This window comes from Blautia sp. AF34-10 (assembly GCF_003477865.1).
In the GTDB taxonomy this organism is placed as follows: domain Bacteria; phylum Bacillota; class Clostridia; order Lachnospirales; family Lachnospiraceae; genus Fusicatenibacter; species Fusicatenibacter saccharivorans.
In genome coordinates this window covers 38,721-59,586 of sequence record NZ_QUED01000024.1, presented here as the reverse complement: position 1 = coordinate 59,586, position 20,866 = coordinate 38,721, and the positions used below count along the sequence as shown (strand labels likewise).

20 protein-coding genes and 1 pseudogene are annotated in these 20,866 nt (G+C 48.6%); 13 read left to right on the top strand and 8 right to left on the bottom strand.

The window, feature by feature from the left end; translation table 11 throughout:
* Window positions 1-204 precede the first annotated feature (204 nt).
* The 3 genes from DWZ60_RS13735 to DWZ60_RS13725 all read left to right on the top strand — a co-directional run bounded on the left by DWZ60_RS13735 (window position 205) and on the right by DWZ60_RS13725 (window position 2,855).
* Window positions 205-945 (top strand): hypothetical protein, encoded by a 741-nt coding sequence (locus tag DWZ60_RS13735; RefSeq protein ID WP_022461191.1) that lies wholly within the window; start codon window positions 205-207, stop codon window positions 943-945.
* 267 nt (window positions 946-1,212) lie between these two features.
* Entirely contained in the window at window positions 1,213-1,923 is a 711-nt protein-coding gene (locus DWZ60_RS13730; protein ID WP_117805290.1) for a hypothetical protein, read from the top strand.
* Window positions 1,924-2,246: 323 nt separating this feature from the next.
* Window positions 2,247-2,855 (top strand): hypothetical protein, encoded by a 609-nt coding sequence (locus DWZ60_RS13725; protein ID WP_147326134.1) that lies wholly within the window; start codon window positions 2,247-2,249, stop codon window positions 2,853-2,855.
* 90 nt (window positions 2,856-2,945) lie between these two features.
* On the opposite strand, the gene DWZ60_RS13720 is transcribed toward DWZ60_RS13725, so the two are convergent.
* The gene (locus DWZ60_RS13720; RefSeq protein ID WP_022461121.1) at window positions 2,946-3,731 is read right to left on the bottom strand and encodes a type III pantothenate kinase; all 786 of its coding nucleotides are present in this window, start codon (window positions 3,729-3,731) and stop codon (window positions 2,946-2,948) included.
* Window positions 3,732-3,896: 165 nt separating this feature from the next.
* Between DWZ60_RS13720 and coaBC the strand changes: the two genes are divergently transcribed.
* The 4 genes from coaBC (at window position 3,897) to DWZ60_RS13700 (ending at window position 8,155) form a co-directional block, all read left to right on the top strand.
* Window positions 3,897-5,093, top strand: a complete 1,197-nt coding sequence (coaBC, locus tag DWZ60_RS13715; protein ID WP_117813435.1) for a bifunctional phosphopantothenoylcysteine decarboxylase/phosphopantothenate--cysteine ligase CoaBC — start codon at window positions 3,897-3,899, stop codon at window positions 5,091-5,093.
* A gap of 203 nt (window positions 5,094-5,296) precedes the next feature.
* Window positions 5,297-6,067, top strand: coding sequence for a TatD family hydrolase (locus DWZ60_RS13710; RefSeq protein ID WP_022461123.1), 771 nt, complete (start codon window positions 5,297-5,299; stop codon window positions 6,065-6,067).
* 85 nt (window positions 6,068-6,152) lie between these two features.
* Window positions 6,153-6,512 carry a hypothetical protein gene (locus DWZ60_RS13705; RefSeq protein ID WP_119221865.1) on the top strand — a complete coding sequence of 120 codons (360 nt, stop codon included), beginning with the start codon at window positions 6,153-6,155 and terminating at the stop codon, window positions 6,510-6,512.
* The gene (locus tag DWZ60_RS13700; RefSeq protein WP_119221863.1) at window positions 6,509-8,155 is read left to right on the top strand and encodes an NlpC/P60 family protein; all 1,647 of its coding nucleotides are present in this window, start codon (window positions 6,509-6,511) and stop codon (window positions 8,153-8,155) included. Before DWZ60_RS13705 ends, DWZ60_RS13700 begins: the two co-directional genes overlap by 4 nt.
* Here DWZ60_RS13700 and DWZ60_RS13695 read toward each other — a convergent pair.
* Together DWZ60_RS13695 and DWZ60_RS13690 are read right to left on the bottom strand one after the other, a co-directional pair.
* The gene (locus DWZ60_RS13695; protein ID WP_147397754.1) at window positions 8,137-8,985 is read right to left on the bottom strand and encodes an LD-carboxypeptidase; all 849 of its coding nucleotides are present in this window, start codon (window positions 8,983-8,985) and stop codon (window positions 8,137-8,139) included. The genes DWZ60_RS13700 and DWZ60_RS13695 overlap by 19 nt on opposite strands.
* Before the next feature lie 132 nt (window positions 8,986-9,117).
* Window positions 9,118-10,152, bottom strand: a complete 1,035-nt coding sequence (locus DWZ60_RS13690; protein WP_055225768.1) for a threonine aldolase family protein — start codon at window positions 10,150-10,152, stop codon at window positions 9,118-9,120.
* A 33-nt stretch (window positions 10,153-10,185) separates the two neighbouring features.
* Between DWZ60_RS13690 and DWZ60_RS13685 the strand changes: the two genes are divergently transcribed.
* The 5 genes and pseudogenes from DWZ60_RS13685 to DWZ60_RS13665 all read left to right on the top strand — a co-directional run bounded on the left by DWZ60_RS13685 (window position 10,186) and on the right by DWZ60_RS13665 (window position 15,731).
* Window positions 10,186-10,449: a hypothetical protein gene (locus tag DWZ60_RS13685; RefSeq protein ID WP_243038334.1), complete on the top strand. Its 264-nt coding sequence runs from the start codon at window positions 10,186-10,188 to the stop codon at window positions 10,447-10,449.
* Between the two features lie 551 nt (window positions 10,450-11,000).
* On the top strand, window positions 11,001-11,582 hold the full coding sequence (locus DWZ60_RS13680) for a TetR/AcrR family transcriptional regulator (protein WP_022461597.1): 582 nt from the start codon (window positions 11,001-11,003) through the stop codon (window positions 11,580-11,582).
* 25 nt (window positions 11,583-11,607) lie between these two features.
* Entirely contained in the window at window positions 11,608-12,969 is a 1,362-nt protein-coding gene (locus tag DWZ60_RS13675) for an alpha-amylase family glycosyl hydrolase (RefSeq protein WP_119221859.1), read from the top strand.
* Window positions 12,970-12,983: 14 nt separating this feature from the next.
* Window positions 12,984-14,952 (top strand): annotated as a pseudogene (glgB, locus tag DWZ60_RS13670) (1,4-alpha-glucan branching protein GlgB).
* A gap of 113 nt (window positions 14,953-15,065) precedes the next feature.
* Window positions 15,066-15,731, top strand: coding sequence for an MBL fold metallo-hydrolase (locus DWZ60_RS13665; RefSeq protein ID WP_243036540.1), 666 nt, complete (start codon window positions 15,066-15,068; stop codon window positions 15,729-15,731).
* A gap of 22 nt (window positions 15,732-15,753) precedes the next feature.
* Here the strand turns inward: DWZ60_RS13665 and DWZ60_RS13660 are convergent, their stop codons facing one another.
* A complete protein-coding gene (locus DWZ60_RS13660) occupies window positions 15,754-16,215 on the bottom strand; it encodes a hypothetical protein (protein ID WP_117813422.1) in 462 nt (153 codons plus the stop codon).
* Between the two features lie 215 nt (window positions 16,216-16,430).
* On the opposite strand from DWZ60_RS13660, the gene DWZ60_RS13655 reads away from it, so the two are divergent.
* The gene (locus tag DWZ60_RS13655) at window positions 16,431-16,739 is read left to right on the top strand and encodes a GNAT family N-acetyltransferase (protein ID WP_119198300.1); all 309 of its coding nucleotides are present in this window, start codon (window positions 16,431-16,433) and stop codon (window positions 16,737-16,739) included.
* 337 nt (window positions 16,740-17,076) lie between these two features.
* On the opposite strand, the gene DWZ60_RS18725 is transcribed toward DWZ60_RS13655, so the two are convergent.
* The 4 genes from DWZ60_RS18725 to nhaC form a co-directional block, all read right to left on the bottom strand.
* Window positions 17,077-17,382 (bottom strand): TraX family protein, encoded by a 306-nt coding sequence (locus tag DWZ60_RS18725; RefSeq protein ID WP_243106606.1) that lies wholly within the window; start codon window positions 17,380-17,382, stop codon window positions 17,077-17,079.
* 2 nt (window positions 17,383-17,384) lie between these two features.
* Complete coding sequence (locus DWZ60_RS18720; protein ID WP_243106607.1) at window positions 17,385-17,915, bottom strand: TraX family protein; 531 nt, start codon at window positions 17,913-17,915, stop codon at window positions 17,385-17,387.
* Window positions 17,916-18,285: 370 nt separating this feature from the next.
* On the bottom strand, window positions 18,286-19,161 hold the full coding sequence (locus DWZ60_RS13640) for an MBL fold metallo-hydrolase (RefSeq protein WP_119198301.1): 876 nt from the start codon (window positions 19,159-19,161) through the stop codon (window positions 18,286-18,288).
* Between the two features lie 72 nt (window positions 19,162-19,233).
* Window positions 19,234-20,649, bottom strand: coding sequence for a Na+/H+ antiporter NhaC (nhaC, locus tag DWZ60_RS13635; RefSeq protein WP_117813417.1), 1,416 nt, complete (start codon window positions 20,647-20,649; stop codon window positions 19,234-19,236).
* Window positions 20,650-20,866: the final 217 nt, after the last annotated feature.

Here is a 20,866-nt window from a genome sequence, read left to right as displayed (position 1 = left end):
GTTTATGATGTTAGATGGTTTTTTTTATTTTCATTTAACATCATAAACTTTTTTGGGCTTTTAAGTAAAGAAATGTGAAAAACTGAATCCAGGCTTTAAATGAGCCTAGGCTAACAGGCAAAATGAAGGAAGGAGAAAAGTCCAATGCAGAAGAGAATTAATAGCAGTGATTAATTTTGCAAATCGAAAGAGAGGGAGTTATTTATGCAAGAAAGATTGAAAAATGCGTTAACAGCAATCGGCTTCTGTATGTTAGCTTTGGTGATGACTAGTGTATTTGCTACAACAGTAAAAGCAGAAACAAATGCAGAATTAAAAAACAGAGTGTATGAAGAGGTTTTAAACAATCACATCACGAATGAAAGTGACGTAATTAAGGTTGCAATTGAACAATATCAGGAAAAACAGATGAAGACCCGCGCCATTGATGCAAAGCCGGATGATTATTTGTCAATCACACAGGTAGTGGATGAAAATGGCAGCGAGCAGGATATTATTTCAACGGGTTTGTTGATTGTAGACGAGCATCAGCAAAGAGTAGCAATCACTGATATTGTAAGCAATACGGGGCAGCTTAGCCAGTACAGCATTTATGCAACCATGAAAGTATCCGTGACAAATGACCGTCAGGCATTAAAGGTACGAATTAATTGGTTTGAAACAACACTGAACTACGGAACCTCTATGAAAGCAAGTAGTTTAATGCAGACATCCAAATATTCACCAGAGGTGGGATTCCAGTATGATGATATTACAAAAACAATTTCAAATCCTGCTGGAGGAACCCCATATCACTATACTCCAAATAATACGCAGATGATTACATATTCGACTTTAGAGTGTGGACGGTCCTGTCGTTCGTATATTAAAGCTGGAACCTCAAGTTTGAATATTGCTTATTGTGTTATATCTTCAGCCCCGGGAGGCCGCTGGGAGAGAGCTTAAGCAAAACTCGATTATCAGAACAAGCGAACTAATTGAAAATAGACGCTCCCCTTGCGTTATAGATACTGGGGGAGCGTTTTTTAATAGCGGTAGAGAATTTCTATAAGGGATGTTGTTGCTTTTTCTTTGATTTAAATCGAATGCATAAGAAAAATGTAAGAAAATTTTCACCAAACGTCATAGATTTTCAGAAGAATATATGGTAGTATAGGGCTAACAAAAAAAGTATGTGAAAAAAATAACAAAACGGAAAGGAGATGCAGGTGTATGAATAAAAAATTAGCAGGTATTTTTGCAATATGCGCTCTGTTGCTGACTGGATGTCAGGGAGCGAAAGAGAGCAGCAAGGAAATTACGCCGCCGGATACCGGATGGGGAAAAACAGTGGATGAAGTGCTTGCCGACTGGAATTTAGATCGGGATCAGGTGGAAATTTTCTCTGAGACCGAAAGTGCAGCCGCGATCGCAGTAGATACAGAAGCCACTGTTTTCGGCGAGAAAACTTCCAGAGTCATGTTTCAGTTTATCAACCTCGATCAGACCGGAGCGACGGGAAAACCGGTATTGTGCGAAGTAGACATCACCTACCCGGATGATGCCGATATGGATACCGTGAAAAAAGAAATGGAAAAATCCTACGGAAGTTCCAAAGACTCCATTACCCGCTACGAACTGTACCAGTCGCTGGGCGACGATCAGCTCCCGGAATACACTTACAAAAAAGCAGATCAGCTTGCCGTCTGGTCCGGCGAGAGCCTGAAAGATGCGATTCCTTCCGATAAGAGCACCGAATACGAAACCGCCTGGGAAGCATACCAGCCTGGCCTTACCACCGACAACTGGGAGAACTACACCGAACAGGCAAGCATGGCAACCGCCGTATGCGCATCCGGCGCAGAAGCATTTCCAATGTTTGAAAAAAACGGTGTCAGCCTCGAAGCTTATCCGGGACTGGTATATGAGCAGGTGAAAAAGTAATATGAAATGTAACTATTCAGAGCCATGCGAAATGGAAGAAAATCGTGAATCATGCTTGCATGAATGAACGGTTTTCTGGAATTTCATATGGCGAGAAGCAACATCGAGATGCAGCGCAAGCGGAATCGAGATGGGGTTCTGAATAGTTACTATGAAATAAGAAAGTCATAAACTCCCGGCAGTGCCGGGAGTTTTTCCGTGCATAGGGAGAAGGAAAAGAGTGTGTCCCGGAAAAATTCATGATATACTGAAAAGAGAAAATTCAACTTTTGGAAGGTTCCCGGAATGTCTGTTTTGGAAGAGAGGTGATTTCCTTGAAACGTATGAAAAAGAGAAAAATCACTGTGTTAGCTGGAGTGATCCTTTGCGTGATTGCAGGATGTCTGGTAAAAAGAATGACGGCGGTGTATACACAGAAAGAAAATCCCATTGGTCCTGAGCGGGGTACGACAGATGTTTTCCTGACGGCAGCAGATTTCATCTCAGAAAAATCGGATCAGGAACTGCTGCAGGAAATCGAAACCTTTGATACGGACAAAGCCGAGATGATTTATCTTTATATCCCGGAAGACACCGGAGCCGGAATGTCCTTTGCGATCACGCGCGAGGATCATCCGGAGGAGATGGACGAAATTCTCTCGACCATTTACGGAGAAAAAATTTCCTGCCAGAAGCCAAAACAGGTATTCAACATGACAGAGAGGATTTTGTATGATTATAACTGGTATGTTCTGATCTACGATCATGAGATGAATCAGATGGCGCTTGTATTTCTGTATTCCGATGATGTGATTGTATACAATGGTCATGTACTTCAGACAACAGAAACGTATGATGAAAGCATTCGCCCGTGTATTTTAAAACTGAAAGAGGAGAATCAGGAAAAACTGAAAAGCGGAGAGGCAACACAAAGAAGGGTTGCGATTCCATAGAAAAATAGAGAAAAGCGTGCCTGGAGAACAGACACGCTTTTTAACGTCATGCAGAATGAAAAAGTCTGATGAATATTTGGAAGTACGATTTTAATTTGCACAATTCCGCTCACACAGGAACGCCAGCCCTTTCAGCAGAAGGTTCGGGTCATAGATATGAGGATGTAAAACGAGCGGTTCGACGAAGCGTGCCGCGCCGCCGGTGAGGATGAGGGTGGCGGGGGAGCCGAGTTCGGCTTCGATGCGCTGGACCATTCCGTCGAGCATCGCGGCCATGCCGACGATGGTGCCGGAGAGAATGCATTCTTCGGTGTTTCTGCCAATGATGCGTTTCGGGATCTGGAGGTCGAGCCGCGGGAGCTGGGCGGTCCGCTCGGAGAGGGCGCCAAGTCCCATATCGAGTCCCGGTGCGATGGCGCCGCCGCAGAAGACGCTGTTTTCCCGGATGACATTGAAGGTCGTCGCTGTTCCAAGATCCACGGTGATGACCGGCAGCGGATAATGTGCGGCGGCCCAGGCTGCATCAACGAGGCGGTCGCGGCCTACTTTTTCCGGTTCCGGGATGGAAAATGTCATGCCGAGATCACTTTCGGATGTGACGAGCAGCGGTTCTGTGCCGAACAGATTACGGACACATTCCTGCAGAAGCGTCAGAACCGACGGAACAACGCTGGAAATGATGACGCCCCGAAAGTCGGACGGGGAAAGATTCTTGTCTTCAAAAAGCTGCTCGATCGCAGATTCATACTGGCTGGCAGACCAGGTGTGGTTGATGTCAATCCGGGCTGTGAATTCGAGGGAATACGCTTGCTGCGGTGCGATCCGGACGCCGCCGAGCGTAACGGTTGTGTTCCCGATATCAATGGCTAAAATCATAAAAATACCTCGCGATTATTTTAAAAGTAGAGTTCTTTTGTACTTTTATTATAAAGCCTTTTTGCATCAATGGCAAACAGGATTGGTTGTAATCTGTTTTTCTGTCTGCTATACTAAAACTATCATAGGAAAAAAGCTGCTTCGAGGCAGCAGAACGGAGTTACAATGGAAAATCTTGACGGAAAATGTGTTGTACTTGGTGTGACAGGCGGAATTGCCGCCTATAAAATGGCAAATGTGGCGAGCGGTCTTCGGAAAGCCGGAGCAGACGTGCATGTCATCATGACCGAAAACGCGACGCAGTTCATCACCCCGCTGACGTTCGAGACGCTGACCAACAACCGCTGCGTGGTCGATACGTTTGCGCGTGATTTTAAATATGAGGTGACGCATATTTCGCTGGCAAAAGCGGCGGATCTGATTATGATTGCCCCGGCTACCGCCAATGTGATTGCAAAAATGGCACACGGCATTGCAGATGATATGCTGACAACGGTGGTGCTCGCAGCGAAGTGCAAAAAGCTGGTCTCTCCGGCGATGAATACGGCGATGCTGGAAAATCCGATTACGCAGGATAATCTGGCGACGCTGAAAAAATACGGTTTCGGCATCATCGAGCCGACCGTGGGAATGCTGGCGTGCAAGGACGTCGGAAAAGGAAAACTGCCGGACCCGGAGGTGCTGCTCGATTATATCGCGATGGAGCTTGCCCGCGAAAAGACGCTCGCTGGTGTGCGTGTCACCGTGACTGCAGGCCCGACGCAGGAATCCCTCGATCCGGTGCGGTATCTGACGAACCACAGCAGCGGCCGCATGGGATACGCGATAGCGCGGGAGGCGATGCTCCGCGGCGCGCAGGTGACGCTGATTTCCGGCCCGGTTTCATTAGCCCCGGTTCCAGGCGTTGCGATGCGACCGGTGACGACGGCGAAGGACATGCTGGAGGCGGTGCGGGAGACATTGCCGGAGACGGATATTCTGATTAAGGCGGCCGCGGTTGCTGATTACCGGCCTGTGACGGTGGCGGATCAGAAAATCAAAAAGAAGGACGGTGACATGAGCATTCCGCTGGAGCGCACCGACGATATTCTGGGATGGGTGGAAAAGAACCGTCATCCGGGGTTGTTTGTATGCGGCTTCTCGATGGAAACCGAGAACATGGTGGAAAACTCGCGTGCAAAGCTGGAGAAGAAGCATCTGGACATGATCGCGGCAAACAATTTGAAGACAGAGGGTGCCGGCTTCGGTGTGGCGACGAATGTGGTGACGCTGATCACGAAGGACGGCATCAAGGAGCTTCCGCTCATGGGAAAAGACGAAGTGGCGGGCTGCCTGTTGGATGAGATTGCGGCGCGGCGGTGATCATGTTGAAGAGTGACTTTTTTTCGTTTCCTGGTTGACGCGGGAAAAATGAATGCGTTATAATAAGCACAGGCGCAGCGGCGCACTTTACTTTTACGAAAACAACGAACGATAGGATGGATAAACGTGGAAACGGAAACAGGGGAAGGCTATGCAGAGCTTTCTTCCGTTTCTGTTTCGTTTTTTTAAGGAGAAATTCGGATATGATATTTGAAACACATGCACATTATGACGATGAGAAATTTGATGAAGACCGCGCAGAGCTGCTTTCCTCGATGCAGGAAAACGGAATCGGGCGTATCATCAATGTCTCGGCAAATCTGGAATCACTGGAAAATACAAGAAAACTGATGGAAGCGTATCCGTTCATCTACGGCGCGTTCGGCCTTCACCCGGATGAGGTGGGCGATCTGAACGAGGACGTGATGGCGCGGATGCGGGAACTCTGCCGCATGGAAAAGGCGGTCGCGGTCGGTGAGATTGGCCTTGACTATTACTGGGACAAGGAGAATCACGAGAAGCAGGAATACTGGTTCCGCCGTCAGATTGCGCTTGCTCGGGAAGAAAAACTTCCGATGATTATTCACAGCAGGGAGGCGGCGGCCGATACGCTCCGCGTCATGAAAGAGGAAAAATCGGAGGAGATCGGCGGCGTCATTCATTGTTTTTCCTACTCTGTGGAGATGGCAGAGGAATACCTGAAAATGGGATTTTATCTTGGCATTGGCGGCGTGGTGACGTTCAAAAATGCGAAGAAGATCAAAGAAGTGGTTCAGATGGCTCCGATGGAGCGCATTCTGCTGGAAACAGACAGTCCGTATCTGGCACCGGTTCCGTACCGGGGAAAACGAAATTCATCTCTGTATCTGCCGTACGTTGTGCAGGAGATCGCAGAACTCAAGGGAATTTCGGAAGAAGAAGTCATTGAGACGACAGAAAAAAATGCGGTCAGACTGTTTCGAGCAGAGGAATAGGAAGCGATACCAGAGGTGTTTCTTCTGTTTTATTTGTTCGGATCAATTCCGTCTGGCCGGACAAATTGAATAGGAGAAAGCGAAAATGGTTGATAAAACAATGATGGGCGACAAATGCGCCGAGCTGGTGCGCGCCGCGATGATCGGTGCGCTCGCAGTGACACTGGGAAACCCGACAGCCGTTTATGCAGCAGAAGAGGAAACGGCCGATCCGGGACAGATTGGAATTGAGATTGCAGGGGAAGCAGCCGTTGGGGCTGCTTCTTTTTGCGTGGAGGAAGATGCGGCGGAGGAGGCACCTGCGGAAGCGGAAGAGGTGACAGAACCGGAAGGTACGCAGAATGATGAGATGGAAGAGGAAAGTGGATCCGAGGGAAAAGAAGATGAGACAGTCCGGAGGAACCGGAACCGCAGGAGCCTGACGGCAGAGAGAATGCAGGAATGACGGAACCGGGAAAAACGGGCGAGACAGAGCCAGAGGGGCCGGAAAATGCAGAACCGGGAGAGGCAGGCGAGACAGAGCCAGAGGAGCCGGAAAATCCAGAACCGGGAGATCAGGGAGACATGCCGGAAACACCGGGAAACAGTGAAATGGATGGATCGTGGCCGGGCGAAGGGGAAGATATTTCCAACGATCCATGGCCGGGGCAGGAAGAAATCGGCGGCGGAGATGGGGAGCAGATGGAACCGCCGGAGGAAGAAAACGGATCTGCAGGAAGTGATGATGCAACTGGTGGGGACAAGACGGCAGAAGTCTCTTCGGATTCTGACTTATCACAGTCTGCGGAACCGCCAGCCGCCGAGGCTGAACCCGTCTTTTCGGCAGAGCAGGAAGCTGAGCGCACGCGGGAAAGCTACAGTGAGTGGCAGGCGGCAGAAGCTGAAAAAGTCACGATTTCCCGTATGCCGTGGCTGTTTCATACGGTTGAAAAAACATATGCTATCGCCGATGTGAATTCCTGGCTTCACGTCCGCGAAGGAAAAGGCACAAATCAGAAAATCGTCGGAATCCTGCCGAAGGGAAGCCTCTGTTATATTTTAGCGGATGCGGATTCTGACTGGGTTTATGTGGAATCCGGCGATGTCCGTGGATTTGTCTGCGCGCGGTATCTCCTGCGCGGAGAAGAGGCTGAAAAAGAGGTAAACCGTTGGCAGGAGGAAAGTTTTCCCATGGCGGAAATGTGGGTGAAGCCATGGAATAATAAGGCGTACACCTATACATATGCAACGACGAGAACACTTCTTTCTTCTGACGAAGCGCGCGGCGAGGTCCTGCAGTACGCGAAAAAATTCCTGGGAAATCCGTACGTCTGGGGCGGGACGAGTCTTACAAACGGCTGCGACTGTTCCGGCTTTGCCCAGCAGATTTTTGCTAATTTCGGGTATACCCTTCCGAGAACCTCACGCCAGCAGGCGAAAGCTGGAACACGCATTCCGGTGCAGGAGGCAAAGCCTGGTGATCTGCTGTTTTACCAGCGGGAGAGCGGGTTTATTTACCATGTCATGATTTATCTCGGTGATGGAAAAGTAATCCACGCTGGAAGCGAGGCGACGGGGATTCTGATTTCAGATTTTAACTATGAGAAATCGACAGAATTTGCTGTGCGGGTGATTTCGAAGGAAATGCGTGAGAGCAAAATAGAAACGGGAGATGTGGATAATGGGAGAAAAGAAGGAAACTCTGTGGATAACCAGACAACAGAAAACGGGAATGGTGGAAAACAGAAGGCGGGAGCAGAAAATGTGCAGAATACAAGTGCAGAAAACAGTACCGCAGGTGATCGGTTGGAAAGCGCTTCGGGAAAATATCTCGGCAATTTTAAACTGACCGCTTACTGCAACTGCGCCGTCTGCTGTGGCCGCTGGGCGGGCGGCCCGACCGCATCCGGAAAAATGCCGGTGCAGGGCCGGACCATTGCAACCGGCGTTCTGCCGTTTGGAACGAAGCTGAATATCGGCGGAAAAATTTATACGGTCGAGGACCGCGGCACGCCGTACGGCCACATTGATATCTATATGGAACGCCATGCAGACGCAGAGGAGTTCGGCGTGCGCTACGCGGATGTATATCAGTCAGAAGAAATCTGATAAAATTTGCCGATCACGGCGGCATGTGCATCCGTGCCGTGGCCGATATACGGAGTCCTTGCAATCGGGAGATCCGGTCCGGCCGCCTGGCGGACAAGCTGCGGCATATCCGGCGTCAGCTGGTCGCGTTCCATCTGGGAAAATGTTCCGAGGAGAATACCATTGATCTGTTCAAAGGCATGCATCATTTTCAGCTGGGACAGAAACGTAACCATCTGCGGAACGCCGCCGCCCATGGCTTCGAGGAGCAGGATTTTTCCGCGGAAATCCGGCTGAAAATCCGTTCCGGCGAGCTTCAGAAAACAGCGGATATTTCCGCCGATCATCACACCTTCCATGTGATCGCCCTGCAGAAATGTGCAAGGGAGGTCGAAGAGGCTGGGAGACTGCCCGGAAAAAGCGTTTTGGAACAGAGTGATCTGTTCGGCGCTGTGGTCGTACAGCAGATTTCGAACCTGATACAGCATCGACTCATTTCCAGTCGCAGTCGTGACAGCATTGACAATCGTTGTGAGATCACTGTATCCCCAGAAGCGCCTGCCGGAGGCGGCGATGACAGAAAAATCCAGATACGGCAGAATTTCATTCGCCATATCGCCGCCGGAAACATCAAAAATATCCGTGATTTCTGGGTCACAGTAAAGGTTCATCAACGCATCCGCCCGCTCCGCGCCCGTGCCGGAAAAGCTGGAACCGTTGTCGTAGAGGCAGGGGCTTAAAACAGGATCGAAGCCCAGCTCCCGCAGAATCTGACAGAGACGCGCCAGATCGGCGGAAAAGGAAGGATGCATGGGGTTGGAGCAGGCGGTAATACCAATTTTATGAGACATAAAGATTCCTTTCTCGGAGTAAAACAAGGCAAAATCTGCATTTTCGTGGCACACCGGTACAGCTTTTTCTTTGAATTTGCAAAGCAGATTTAGAGATCGCCGGTGTTTGCAGAATGCCGTTTTGGACAAAAATTATAAAGCTTTGAGGTCATCAATCAGTGTCTGCACTTCCTCTTCCGTCGTTGCCCAGCTGGTGCAGAACCGCGCAATATTTCCGCCGTCCGCGGATTTCCCCATTGGCTCGAAAATATAGCGTTTTTCCAGAGTTTCCTTCTGCGCATCGGTGAGAATCACAAACTGCTGATTCGTAAAACTCTCCACCCAGAATGGAATCCCCTGCGCCGCAAATGCTTTGCGGAGTTTCATGGCAAGTTCATCGGCGCGGCGTGTCGCAGTAAAATAAAGATCATGCCCCAGCAGGCAGTGGAACTGCAGTCCGAGCAGCCATCCCTTTGCGAGGACAGCGCCGTTCTGTTTCATGTAGGCTTTGAACCGCTTTTTCAGCGAGTCAGCTGTAAGCACAACGGCCTCACCAAACAGCGCACCGCATTTCGTTCCGCCGAAATAGAAAACATCTGTGAGAGCAGCGAGATCCTCGAGAGAAACATCATTCTTCTCTGATCCAAGCCCGTATCCAAGCCGTGCCCCGTCCACAAACAGATACATATCATACTTCCGGCAGACCTCGTGAATCTTCGTCAGCTCCTGCAGCGAATACAGCGTTCCCTGCTCAGTCGGAAATGAAAGATATACCATCTTCGGCTCCGTCAGATACTCCGGCTCACCGCCTTCATAATAAGCCGCCGCACACGCCGCAATCTGTTCCGCCGAAATTTTACCATCCGTATTCGGCAGCTCCAGAATCTTATGCCCGGTATTTTCAATCGAAGCCGCCTCATGGCAGTTAATATGTCCGGTATCCGCCGCAATCACACTCTGCACCGGCGAAAGCGCTGCCGCCGTCACAATAAAATTCGCCTGCGTCGCCCCCGGAAAAAAATGAACCGCCGCATCCGCACAATGAATCTTCTCCCGAATCAGCTCCGCAGCCTTCTCACACCATTCATCCTCCCCATATCCACCATAACTGTTCCCATTAATAGCCCCCAGCGCCTCCAGAATCTCCGGGTGCGCACCGTGATTGTAGTCATTATTAAATCGTATCATCAGTTTATGTTCTCCTTAATTTGAATTTGAAAAATGCTGTTTCCATTATACGACATCCGAAGGAAAACAGCAATTGGAGAACAAAAAGAGAAAATGCAAAAAAATGCAGAAGGAGGATTATCTGCATCGTACAATATTGGAGCAAGATATTTTATCCGTGAAATTTTAAAACCCTTACCGGCAACGGAAAGGTCTTTGCTGGAGGCAAAAGTTCCTGCAGTAAAGAGTAGAACCTCATGTGTTTATGCGGATTTGAGAGACTTAATTTCAGAAATGGAACTGCGAAAAGCAGCATAAACACAGGCAGATATACTGTGGACTACCTGTTATGTGGAGACCTGCCGTATCCGGCATGGAAGAAGCGCGTATCCGCGCAAGATCTAAGAAACAGGCGTATCCGCCGATATTTTGTCTGCCGCCTAAAGCGGTCTGAAGCACGTGACTTTAGTCATGTGAGGTTCAGTTCGTATAAAAACAGTATCGGAAAATAAGAAAAGAACCGACAGAGAAATCTGAGAACTAAACTAAAGATTTCCCCGCCGGTTCTTTTTCTATGCATCTATTTTCATCCATTATATATTTCGCATTGACTTTTTATATACCGATTGGTATAATGATAACAGAAACACACATAAGAAACCTGCAAAATCCAACAAAATTCGTCAAAATTGCCAAAAACTCACGCAATTCGACCATCACACACAAAAGCAGACTTCTTAAATACAAAATCAACAAAAGCATTTTAAACCAAAACAAATGCCAACTCACACGTAACAAACAACCACCCAAACACACCGCGGCCAGGCGAACTCCAGAGAGCGTCCCTTCCGCAACAAAGAGGATTCAAAATGGACAATCGTCAGCTAATCATGAACTCAGCTCTGACCCTCTTCTACGAAAGCGGGTACGACGCCGTCGGTGTTCAGCAGATCGTAGACTCCGCCGGAGTATCCAAACCAACCCTGTACTATTACTTCGGCAGCAAACAAGGCCTCCTCGAAGCCCTGCTAAACGAGCACTTTCAACCCATGGAACAAAAACTCATCGAAGCCTCCGAAACCGGGAAAAACATCCCCGAAAAACTGTACCGCATCGCGCGTGCCTTCTTCAACGGAGCCTCCGAAGACCCGAAATTCCATATGCTGATGATGGCACTGTTCTATTCCGGAAGAAAAAGCGAAGGCTTCCGCACCGTATACCCAATGATTGACCGGTTCTATCACCTGTGCGTCGACGTCTTCGACAACGCCAGCGCCGAACTCGGCAACATGAACGGCCGTCAGGAACAATTCGCCGTAGGCTTCTCCGGAATCCTGATGCACTACCTGATGATGACAGCAGGAGATCAATCCGATCTTTCCAACCTCGTCGTCCGGGACGAAGAAGTCTACCGTCTGGTACACCAGTTCATGTATGGAATTTACTCATAACCCAAAAACAAGGAGGACAAACAAAATGGCACCATGGTATGAAGAGGCAGAATTTTATCACATCTATCCGATCGGACTGACCGGTGCGCCGAGGAAAAATGAATCGGAAGAAACCGTACACCGCTTTTCCACACTGGAACAGTGGCTTCCGCACATCGCAGATCTCGGTTGTACCGCAATCTATATCGGCCCCTTGTTTGAATCAACCACACATGGATACGACACAAAAGATTACAAACAGGTAGACCGCCGCTTAGGCGACAACGCGGACTTTGCCGCATACGTAAAAAAAGCCCACGAACTCGGCATCAAAGTCGTCGTAGACGGTGTCTTCAACCACACCGGCCGCGAATTCTTTGCCTTCCGCGACATTCAGGAAAAAAGAGAACAGTCCCCGTACTGCGGATGGTACAAAGGAATCTGGTTCGGCGGAAACACCTGCTATAACGACGGATTCTCCTACGAAGCATGGAGAAACTGCTTCGAACTCGTCAACCTGAATCTCCAGAACCAGCAGGTCCGCGACTATCTCCTTGATGTCATCGACTTCTGGATCGACGAATTCGACATCGACGGCATCCGTCTCGACTGCGCCGACTGCCTGGATTTCGGCTTCATGGAGCAGATGCGCGCACGCACATCCGCCAAAAAACAGGACTTCTGGCTGATGGGCGAAGTCATCCACGGCGACTATGCGCGCTACATCGGAGACGGCCAGCATCTGCTGCACAGTGTCACAAACTACGAGCTTCACAAAGGACTTTATTCGGGACATAACGATTATAACTACTTCGAAATTGCACATACGATCCGCCGCGAATTTGACGAAAACGGCGGCATTTACAAAGGAAAGAAACTGTACAGCTTCGTTGACAATCACGACGTAGACCGTCTGGCCAGCAAGCTGAACGTAAAAGAAAACATGATTCCAATTTATGCGCTGCTGTACTTCCTGCCGGGCATCCCGTCCATCTATTACGGATCGGAATTCGGCATCGAGGGAAGAAAAGAAGGCGGAAACGACGATCCGCTGCGTCCGGCGCTGAATCTGGAAGAACTGGAGAAAAATCCGCCGGCAGAAAAACTTCCGGCATGGATCAAAACATTATCAGACGTCAGAAAAAAACATCCTGCAGCACGAACGGGAAGATACCGCGAACTCATGCTGACCAACCGCCAGTATGCCTTTGCACGCCTGGATGAGACAGACGCTCTGATCACAGCAGTAAATAATGATGAAAACCAGAGTGCGGGAGTCTGGATTCCTGCATCTTGCGACGGAACATGGAAAAACGCGGTAACCGGAGAAGCCATTTCTCCAGAAAATGGAAAACTTTTTGTTGAAGTACCTCCGTGCGGCTGTGTTCTGATTGAAAAAGAAGCATAAAGGGGATTTTTTCTATGAAGGAAACTGCGAAAACAACGGCAAAAACAACAGCGAAAACCAGAAAAGCGCCAAAAAAACCGGCGGGCTATCAGCCAAGATTTTCTGAACTGGATCAGTACTTATTTGGCCAGGCAACCCATTACGATATTTCCGGAAATGGGTGCGCACCTGGACAAAAAAGACGGCAAAGTAGGAGCCTGGTTCACCGTATGGGCTCCGCATGCGGCGGAAGTATCTGTCATCGGCGAATTCAACGGCTGGGATGCCCATGCCAATGTGATGCGGAAAGTCGGCGAGAACGGCGTTTATGAAGTGTTCGTTCCGGGCGTGACCGAGGGAATGATGTATAAATATTACATCCGCACACCGGACGGAAGAGAACTGTACAAAGCAGATCCATACGCATTTACATCCGAAAAACGGCCGGGTACCGCGTCAAAAGTAGCGGAAATCGAAGGCTACCGCTGGGGTGACAGCGAATGGCTGACGAACCGCAAAAAATTTGACGTTCAGAAATCCGCGCTCTCTATCTACGAAGTGCACCCGGGCTCCTGGATGAAACATCCATGGTCCGAATCCAACCCGGACGGATTTTACAATTACGTTCAGTTCGCACATTCGCTTGCCGATTACGTAAAAAAAATGGGCTATACCCACGTAGAGCTGATGGGAATTGCAGAGCATCCGTTTGACGGTTCCTGGGGCTATCAGGTAACGGGCTATTACGCACCGACCTCCCGCTACGGAACACCGAAAGAGTTTAAATATCTTGTTGATTATCTGCATAAAAATAAAATCGGTGTTATTCTGGACTGGGTACCGGCACATTTCCCGAAAGATGCGCACGGCCTTGCTGATTTTGATGGCCAGCCGTTGTATGAGTACGCCGACCCGAGAAAGGGCGAGCACCCGGAGTGGGGAACGAAGATCTTTGATTACGGAAAAAATGAAGTGAAAAACTTTATGCTGGCAAATGCGCTTTATTGGGTAGAAGAGTACCACGTAGACGGTCTCCGTGTCGATGCTGTTGCTTCGATGCTGTATCTCGACTACGGAAAAGAGCCGGGCCAGTGGGTGCCGAACAAGAACGGCGGAAATGAAAATCTCGAAGCCGTCGAGTTCTTCAAACACCTGAATACCCTGGTGCGCGGACGAAACAAAGGTGTCATCATGATTGCCGAGGAGTCCACAACGTGGCCGAAGGTAACGGGAAGCGTAGAGGACGGCGGCCTGCATTTCTCCTACAAATGGAACATGGGATGGATGCATGACTTCCTCGATTACATGAAGCTCGATCCATACTTCCGCAAATACAACCATAACAAGATGACCTTCGGCATGACCTATGCATTTTCCGAGAACTACATTCTGGTGCTCTCGCACGATGAGGTTGTCCACTTGAAATGCTCGATGATCAATAAAATGCCGGGCGATCTGAAGGAAAAATTCCAGAACCTGATGGTAGGCTATGCTTTCATGTTCGGGCACCCGGGCAAAAAACTTCTGTTCATGGGACAGGATTTCGGACAGCTCCGCGAGTGGAGCGAGGAACGCGAGATCGACTGGTTCCTGCTGGCAGATGAGGGGCATCAGCATCTGCAGACCTTCTTTAGTGACCTGCTGAAAATGTACCGCAAGTACCCGGCACTCTACGCGAACGACTGCGGCTACGAAGGCTTCCAGTGGATCAATGCCAACGACGGCGACCGCAGCATTTACAGCTTCGTCCGCTGGTCACCGACAGGCAAGAACAATCTGCTGTTTGTCTGCAACTTCACACCAGTCGAGAGACCGGACTACATGTGCGGCGTACCGCGCAAAAAACAGTACCGCCTGGTACTCGACAGCTCCGACGTCAAATACGGCGGCCCGACCGAAAAACGCCAGGTAGCCTACCGTGCCAAAGAGGGAGAATGCGATGGCCAGCCATATCGGATTGCATATGCACTTCCGGCGTATGGTGTGGCGGTGTTCAGCTTCTAAAATAAGATAGCTACTAATTTTCATTAATATCATGACCGGCAGAGAATGAAAGAGATTTCATAAATCTGTCGGTCATTGTGTTTTGCGTTCGAAGGAAAAGAGGTGCTGATTGAATGAAGAACGAAAGAAAAGAGCCGATACAGATTCCGCACATCCAGACAATCAACGATCACATTTCCTATCTTACACCGACAGAACATCCACTTTCGGCAAATGTTGTGATCATCGAGGGTGATGCATTTTTCTGGGTATATGACGTGGGAAATCATCCTGCGGTTTCAGAAATTCTGCAGGAAAAGTCAGAACAGACAGGAAAAAAAATTCGGGTGATTTTATCCCATTTTCATCCCGACCATATTGGGAATCTGTCGGAGATTTCGTGCGAAGCGGTTTACCAGGGGAAAAATACGTTTCGTTATACAAAAACAGGAACTGTGATAGAAGAAGATACGTGGTTTCAGGACGGTGACGTGCGGTTACATTTATTTCCGATTCCATCGAGTCATGCCAAAGGATCGCTTGCATTGGAAGTGGATGAGACGTGGTGCTTTCTCGGGGATGCGGCATATGCGACGCAGAAAAACGGACAGACCGTTTATAATGCCGAGCGCCTGCTGGCAGAAATCCGAGTTCTGAAAAACGTGCGTGCGCCGTATTTTCTCCTGAGCCACAGCGAACCGTTTCAGCAGAACCAAGAGGATGTGCTGGAATGGATGGAAGCGATTTATGAGAAACGGAAACGAGATGAATCATATATAAAAACACCCCAGCGCGTATGACAGGGAGTCCTTCGAGGCTGAATCAGGTATGCCACTTCGGCAATTCACTTTCTTTCACTGGAACTGATTCAAGATCCATATTTGACCAATATGAGCCGATATCTGAACTTGTGAAGTATTCAAAATTGCCCGTGGAAGATTTCAGCTTTCCGTTCTTGACTCCATTGCAGACATAAACCAGTTCGTAGTTTGTCCCATCCGAAAGGTTAAATCGAAAACTGGTCACATCTGCTCCTGTGATTTCCTCGACTTGTTTGTCTGTCAATGATAAGTTTTCAAACATATGATACAAGTCTGTTATATCAGTTTTTGCAACGACTATTTTCTTTTCTGCTGATACCGGTGCTCCCGCATAGTGGTACATTTCGATATTTTCAACATCTCCAACTTCAAAAGGAAAGTCGATATGGACCGTTTCTTTGCTACAGCCGACCAGTACCATCATTAAAATCAGAAAGGATATCAAATTTGTCGCTTTTTTCATATCATTGCACTCCTCGTCATGTTTTTGACAGGTCAAGAGTTCAAAAATCCTCTTGCAAGCGAGCTTGCATTAGCTTTTTGAGCCTGGTATCATGATGATTTGAGTATATCATAGTTTAACCGAATCAAACAAGTCCCCTGCTTCCATTGCGCGAAGCAATAAGCAGGGGGTTGGGACTTACTTGATTCGGTTAAAAAAACAAGGGAGATGAAAAAATGAATGAAATTATAGCTTTACAGAAATATGAAAACGAAGCACAACTTGCAAAAGAGCTGATTCGAGGCTTTTGGCTGGCTCATGGTGATTATGTTATAACCGACGAAGAGGCCGCGGAGAATCTTGCTGCCTGGACAGACAAAGGGCATGTGTTTTATTTTATCTTAAAAGAAGAGATCCCCATTGGATTTGTGCATCTCGGAAGCCGCGGGGCGGAAGTTGACTGGATCGAAGATCTTTTCGTACTTCCGGAATACCAGGGAAATGGATACGGAAGTCATGCGATTGCGCTGGTCGAAGCGAGATAAAAAAGTATTCTGAATCTGTCTATCTTGAGGTAGCTGCGCGAAATTTTGGAGCGATGAAACTCTATCATAGATTGGGATATCATTGCCTGAACACTGTGACGTTACGCAAAGATTTTCAACCGGAGAATTTTGAAGTGATTCGCAGCGAAGAGCTTTTGGGGTATCCGTTGGAAGTTAAGAAGTATATTAAGTAGAATCTCACGCCGATTTGCGCAGCAAATCCAGACCTCCCCACCGCCCGCCTCAATGTCAGCCCGGAAGTGCGTCTGTGTCGTCTGGGACTGTGCCCCAGGGCACAGTCCCAGGCGGCGCAGGTGCACTTCCGGGTGTCCGTTTTTTAAACAACCGCAACCCCCGCCATCCCCAGTACCGCCGCAATCGCAAACAGCACCAGCAGATGCACCGGATAAAACGCATAAAACGGATACTTCAGATTCAATCCCCGTTTTCCGTTATAAAAATGCACCGGAATCATAGCCAGAAAACAGGTGATTTCATTCAGACTCAACAGCGTAAGCACCGCACACCCGATTCCGATACAGTACATTTTATTCTTTCTCATATTATACATCAGCACAATCGTCAGAATTCCCATTGCACTGTAATCTGTCTTCAACAGCGTGGCCACTGCACAGGCTGCCACAATCACCAGCAGCTTGCCAACCGAAACCTTCCAGTTCGCCCTCTGCCATGCACCGGCATCTTTTTGCGCTTTTGAATCGATTTTCTGCAGAAAATCATCATCACAAGGCCGATAAATAAAGTGAAAAAGACATTCTGATAATCCAGATAAAACGGTTTTCCCGCAAATGCCAGATCGAACGGGATCTCCGAAACCAGTGCAAAAATCCCAAGATTCAGCGCATACTTTTTCACATCATGCGTATGCATGAACCCTTCAATCAACAGAAAACAGAAAATCGGAAAACTGATCCTTCCGATTGCGCGCATAATCATATCCGCATAATAAATCACAGCTGTGTTTCCGGTAGAGAGAAATGATGCGCCTCCGTCCGAAGCGTTCACCGCATTCAGAAGACCGCGGGAAATCAGGATTCGGTCGAAAAGTACAGCTGCAGTGTGGTCGATCAGCATACAGACCATCGCAATGATTTTCAAGGTACTGCCGGGAATTTTACCGGCGCTTTTTACGGGTTTCGCAGTAGTAGCTGCCATATAAAACATCCTTTCTGGAACGCAAACGAAAGGCAGACTGTGCAAGCCGTCTGCGGATCAGGTTCCTGTAACGACAAACAGCAGAAAATCCTGCTGTTTTGCCAGAGTTGTAATACTATGATTATACGTTCTGAGGAGGTTAATGTCAAAGAAATAAATGGTTTTCATCACTGGCTGTTTTTGCGTATTTTCTTCTGCGTCCTGTGGTAAATCACAGGCAGAGACAGAAAAAACAGTTCTGAAATAACGCAGAGTATGGTAGAATCTGCCAGTCGGGTAAATGAAAATAGAAAGCGTCTCCGGGCTCATCCCAAAACGAACGGGGCAGCGTACTAATTCGTAAACCAGAATTGGTACGCTGCCCCGTATTTTAAAATACATCCAGGTCTTTTCCGTTCACGACATATCCGTCATACCCTGCATCCCGGATTTCATCCAAGATCGCGGCATCGCGCCATGCCATCTCGGCGGCAAGGTTTTTGTGGTTATCCTGTACATTCATATGGTAAATCCGGTGATACGTAACGAGCAGCTTCGGATTTGCCTTTTTTGCAACACCGGCAAGATCCGTGCTTAACGTATGCACTTCCCGGTGGTATTTCTGCCATTTTGGTTCGCGGCAGGAAATTCCGGCGGCGTATTCCACTTCGTGCAGCAGGATATCACAGCCTTTCGCTTTTTCTGCCACGAGATCCAGCGGAGCGGTATCGCCGGTGATGACGATCGTGCGGTCCGGTGTGGTGAATTTATAGCCGTAGCATTCCAGTGTTCCGTGGCTGACCGGAAAAGCCTCCACCGTAACCAGGTCATCCCGGTAGATAATGCCGGATTCAATTTCTGTTACCTCAACGCGGTAGCCGGATTCGTTTGCTTTTTCGAAACCGTGAATTCGGAAATCAATGTCGGTTTCATAGGCCTGTAAGATATGATCGGTCATGTGCTGTAAGCCCTTTGGCCCGAAAACTTTCAATGGAACCGGGCGCTCCAGCACCCACGGAGTAAAAATCAGATCCGGGTATCCTGCGGTATGGTCTGTGTGAAGGTGCGTACAGAAGGCAACGGTCAGAAGATCCGGCCGCAGGGCATCTACGCCGTTAAAATAGGCGGCTGAGGCCTGGCGGACAACGCCAGGGCCAAAATCTACCAGATAAGCACGGTCACCGACCACGACAGCGGAGGAAGGTCCGTTGGCATTCGGACACGCATTTGGTGTGCCGGTTCCGAGAAGAACAAGTTTTGTCTGCATTCTTTCTCTTTTCCTTTTCTTTTTTGTTTCTGTTTCTGTTTATGATTTTCTGTTACGATTTCTGCTTTTGCCTTATTTCTCTTCTTTTGATTCATTGTTTTGGGTTTCCGGAAGATGCTTAATGGAAATTCCGGTAAATCCGTAGAAAATACTGAAAACCGGGGTCAGGTAAAGCAGGAATAAGTACGGGAAAAATGCCGACCATGCAACACCAAGTGTGCCGGCCATGTATACGCCGTAGCCATGCCATGGAATCATAGGACCAGCCATAGTTCCGGAGTCTTCGAGGCAGCGGGAAAGAATTTCCGGTGCAACCTTGCGCTCTTGAAAGACAGGTGCCATCAGACGGCCGGTCAGAACGTGTGCCATCGGCTGGGAGCAGCTGATGAGGCTGGTCACGTAACCGACAATCATCGTTGCCAGGATCATACTTCCATCGCTATTGATTCTCTTTACAATCGCCTGAAGAATGTGATCCAGTACACCGAGTTTTTCCAGCATGCCGCCCATGCCGACAGCAAAGCAGATAATGGCTACGTACTGGAGCATGCTTCCCATGCCGCCGCGGTTTAAGATGGATTGTAATACCGGTTCTTCGATTGTGGTTGTGTAACCGTTGTAAGCTGTGCGGATGATGCCCTGCAGAGTATCGTGCTGCACAAAATAGGAAACAAATCCGGCAGCGAAGCTGGAAAGACCAAGTGCAGAGATCGCATTTACTTTGCAGAGGAGCAATACAATAATCAGGATGGCAGGGATCATGGTAATCCATCCGAGCTGGAATTCACCGTTTAAAGCATCGATGTAAACGGTAATGCTTCCCTCGGTATAGCTTCCGCTGGTCTGCTGGAAACCGAGAATAGTAAAAAGAATTAAGGTAATTACATACGTTGGAAGGGTGGTCCAGAGCATCGAGCGGATATGATCGCCAAGTTTGGCATCTGCAACGGCCGGAGCAAGGTTTGTGGTATCGGAAAGAGGACTTAATTTGTCACCGAACATGGCACCGCAGATGACAGCACCGGCTACCATGCCAGGATGGATACCCATGGCGTTTCCGATCGCCATCATGGCAACACCTGCGCTTCCGACGGAACCATAGGAAGTACCGGTTACAATACTCAAAATGGAGCAGAACAGCAGCGTCAGAGGCAGCAGCCAGGACGGGTTAATCATTTTTAAGCCCCAGGAAATGATGGTGGCAATGGTGCCACTCTGCAGCCAGGTGCCGATCATGACACCGATGGCCATCAGAAGGCAGAGCGTCGGGACGACCATACGGATGGCATCGTATGCGCCGGCAACAATGTTGGCGTAAGAAATACCGAAAATCTTACAAAACAGATAGATAAAAATCCAGCTTGCAAACAGGCCGATCATAGGACCGCCGGTTTTCAGGCGGATACAGACTGCGACGGATACGATGATCAGCAGCAGCAAAAGCAGTGACTGTGGCAGATTGAGTTTTTTTTCTTTCGTTCCACTCATAAAAAAATCCCCCATTCATAGGTAAAATGATTTGCCCATTCAACGCGTTAAAGTAGAAAAGACATGTAATATATTATAATGGTGAAATGCAGAAAAAGCAAGGGAAATTCTCTTGATTTTTTGTTCTATGGTTGCTATAATAAGCGTGAGTGTGGGGCGGAGGATAAACTTCGGCCCTTTTGCAGCTAACTATAAACGGAATCAACAAGATAAAGAG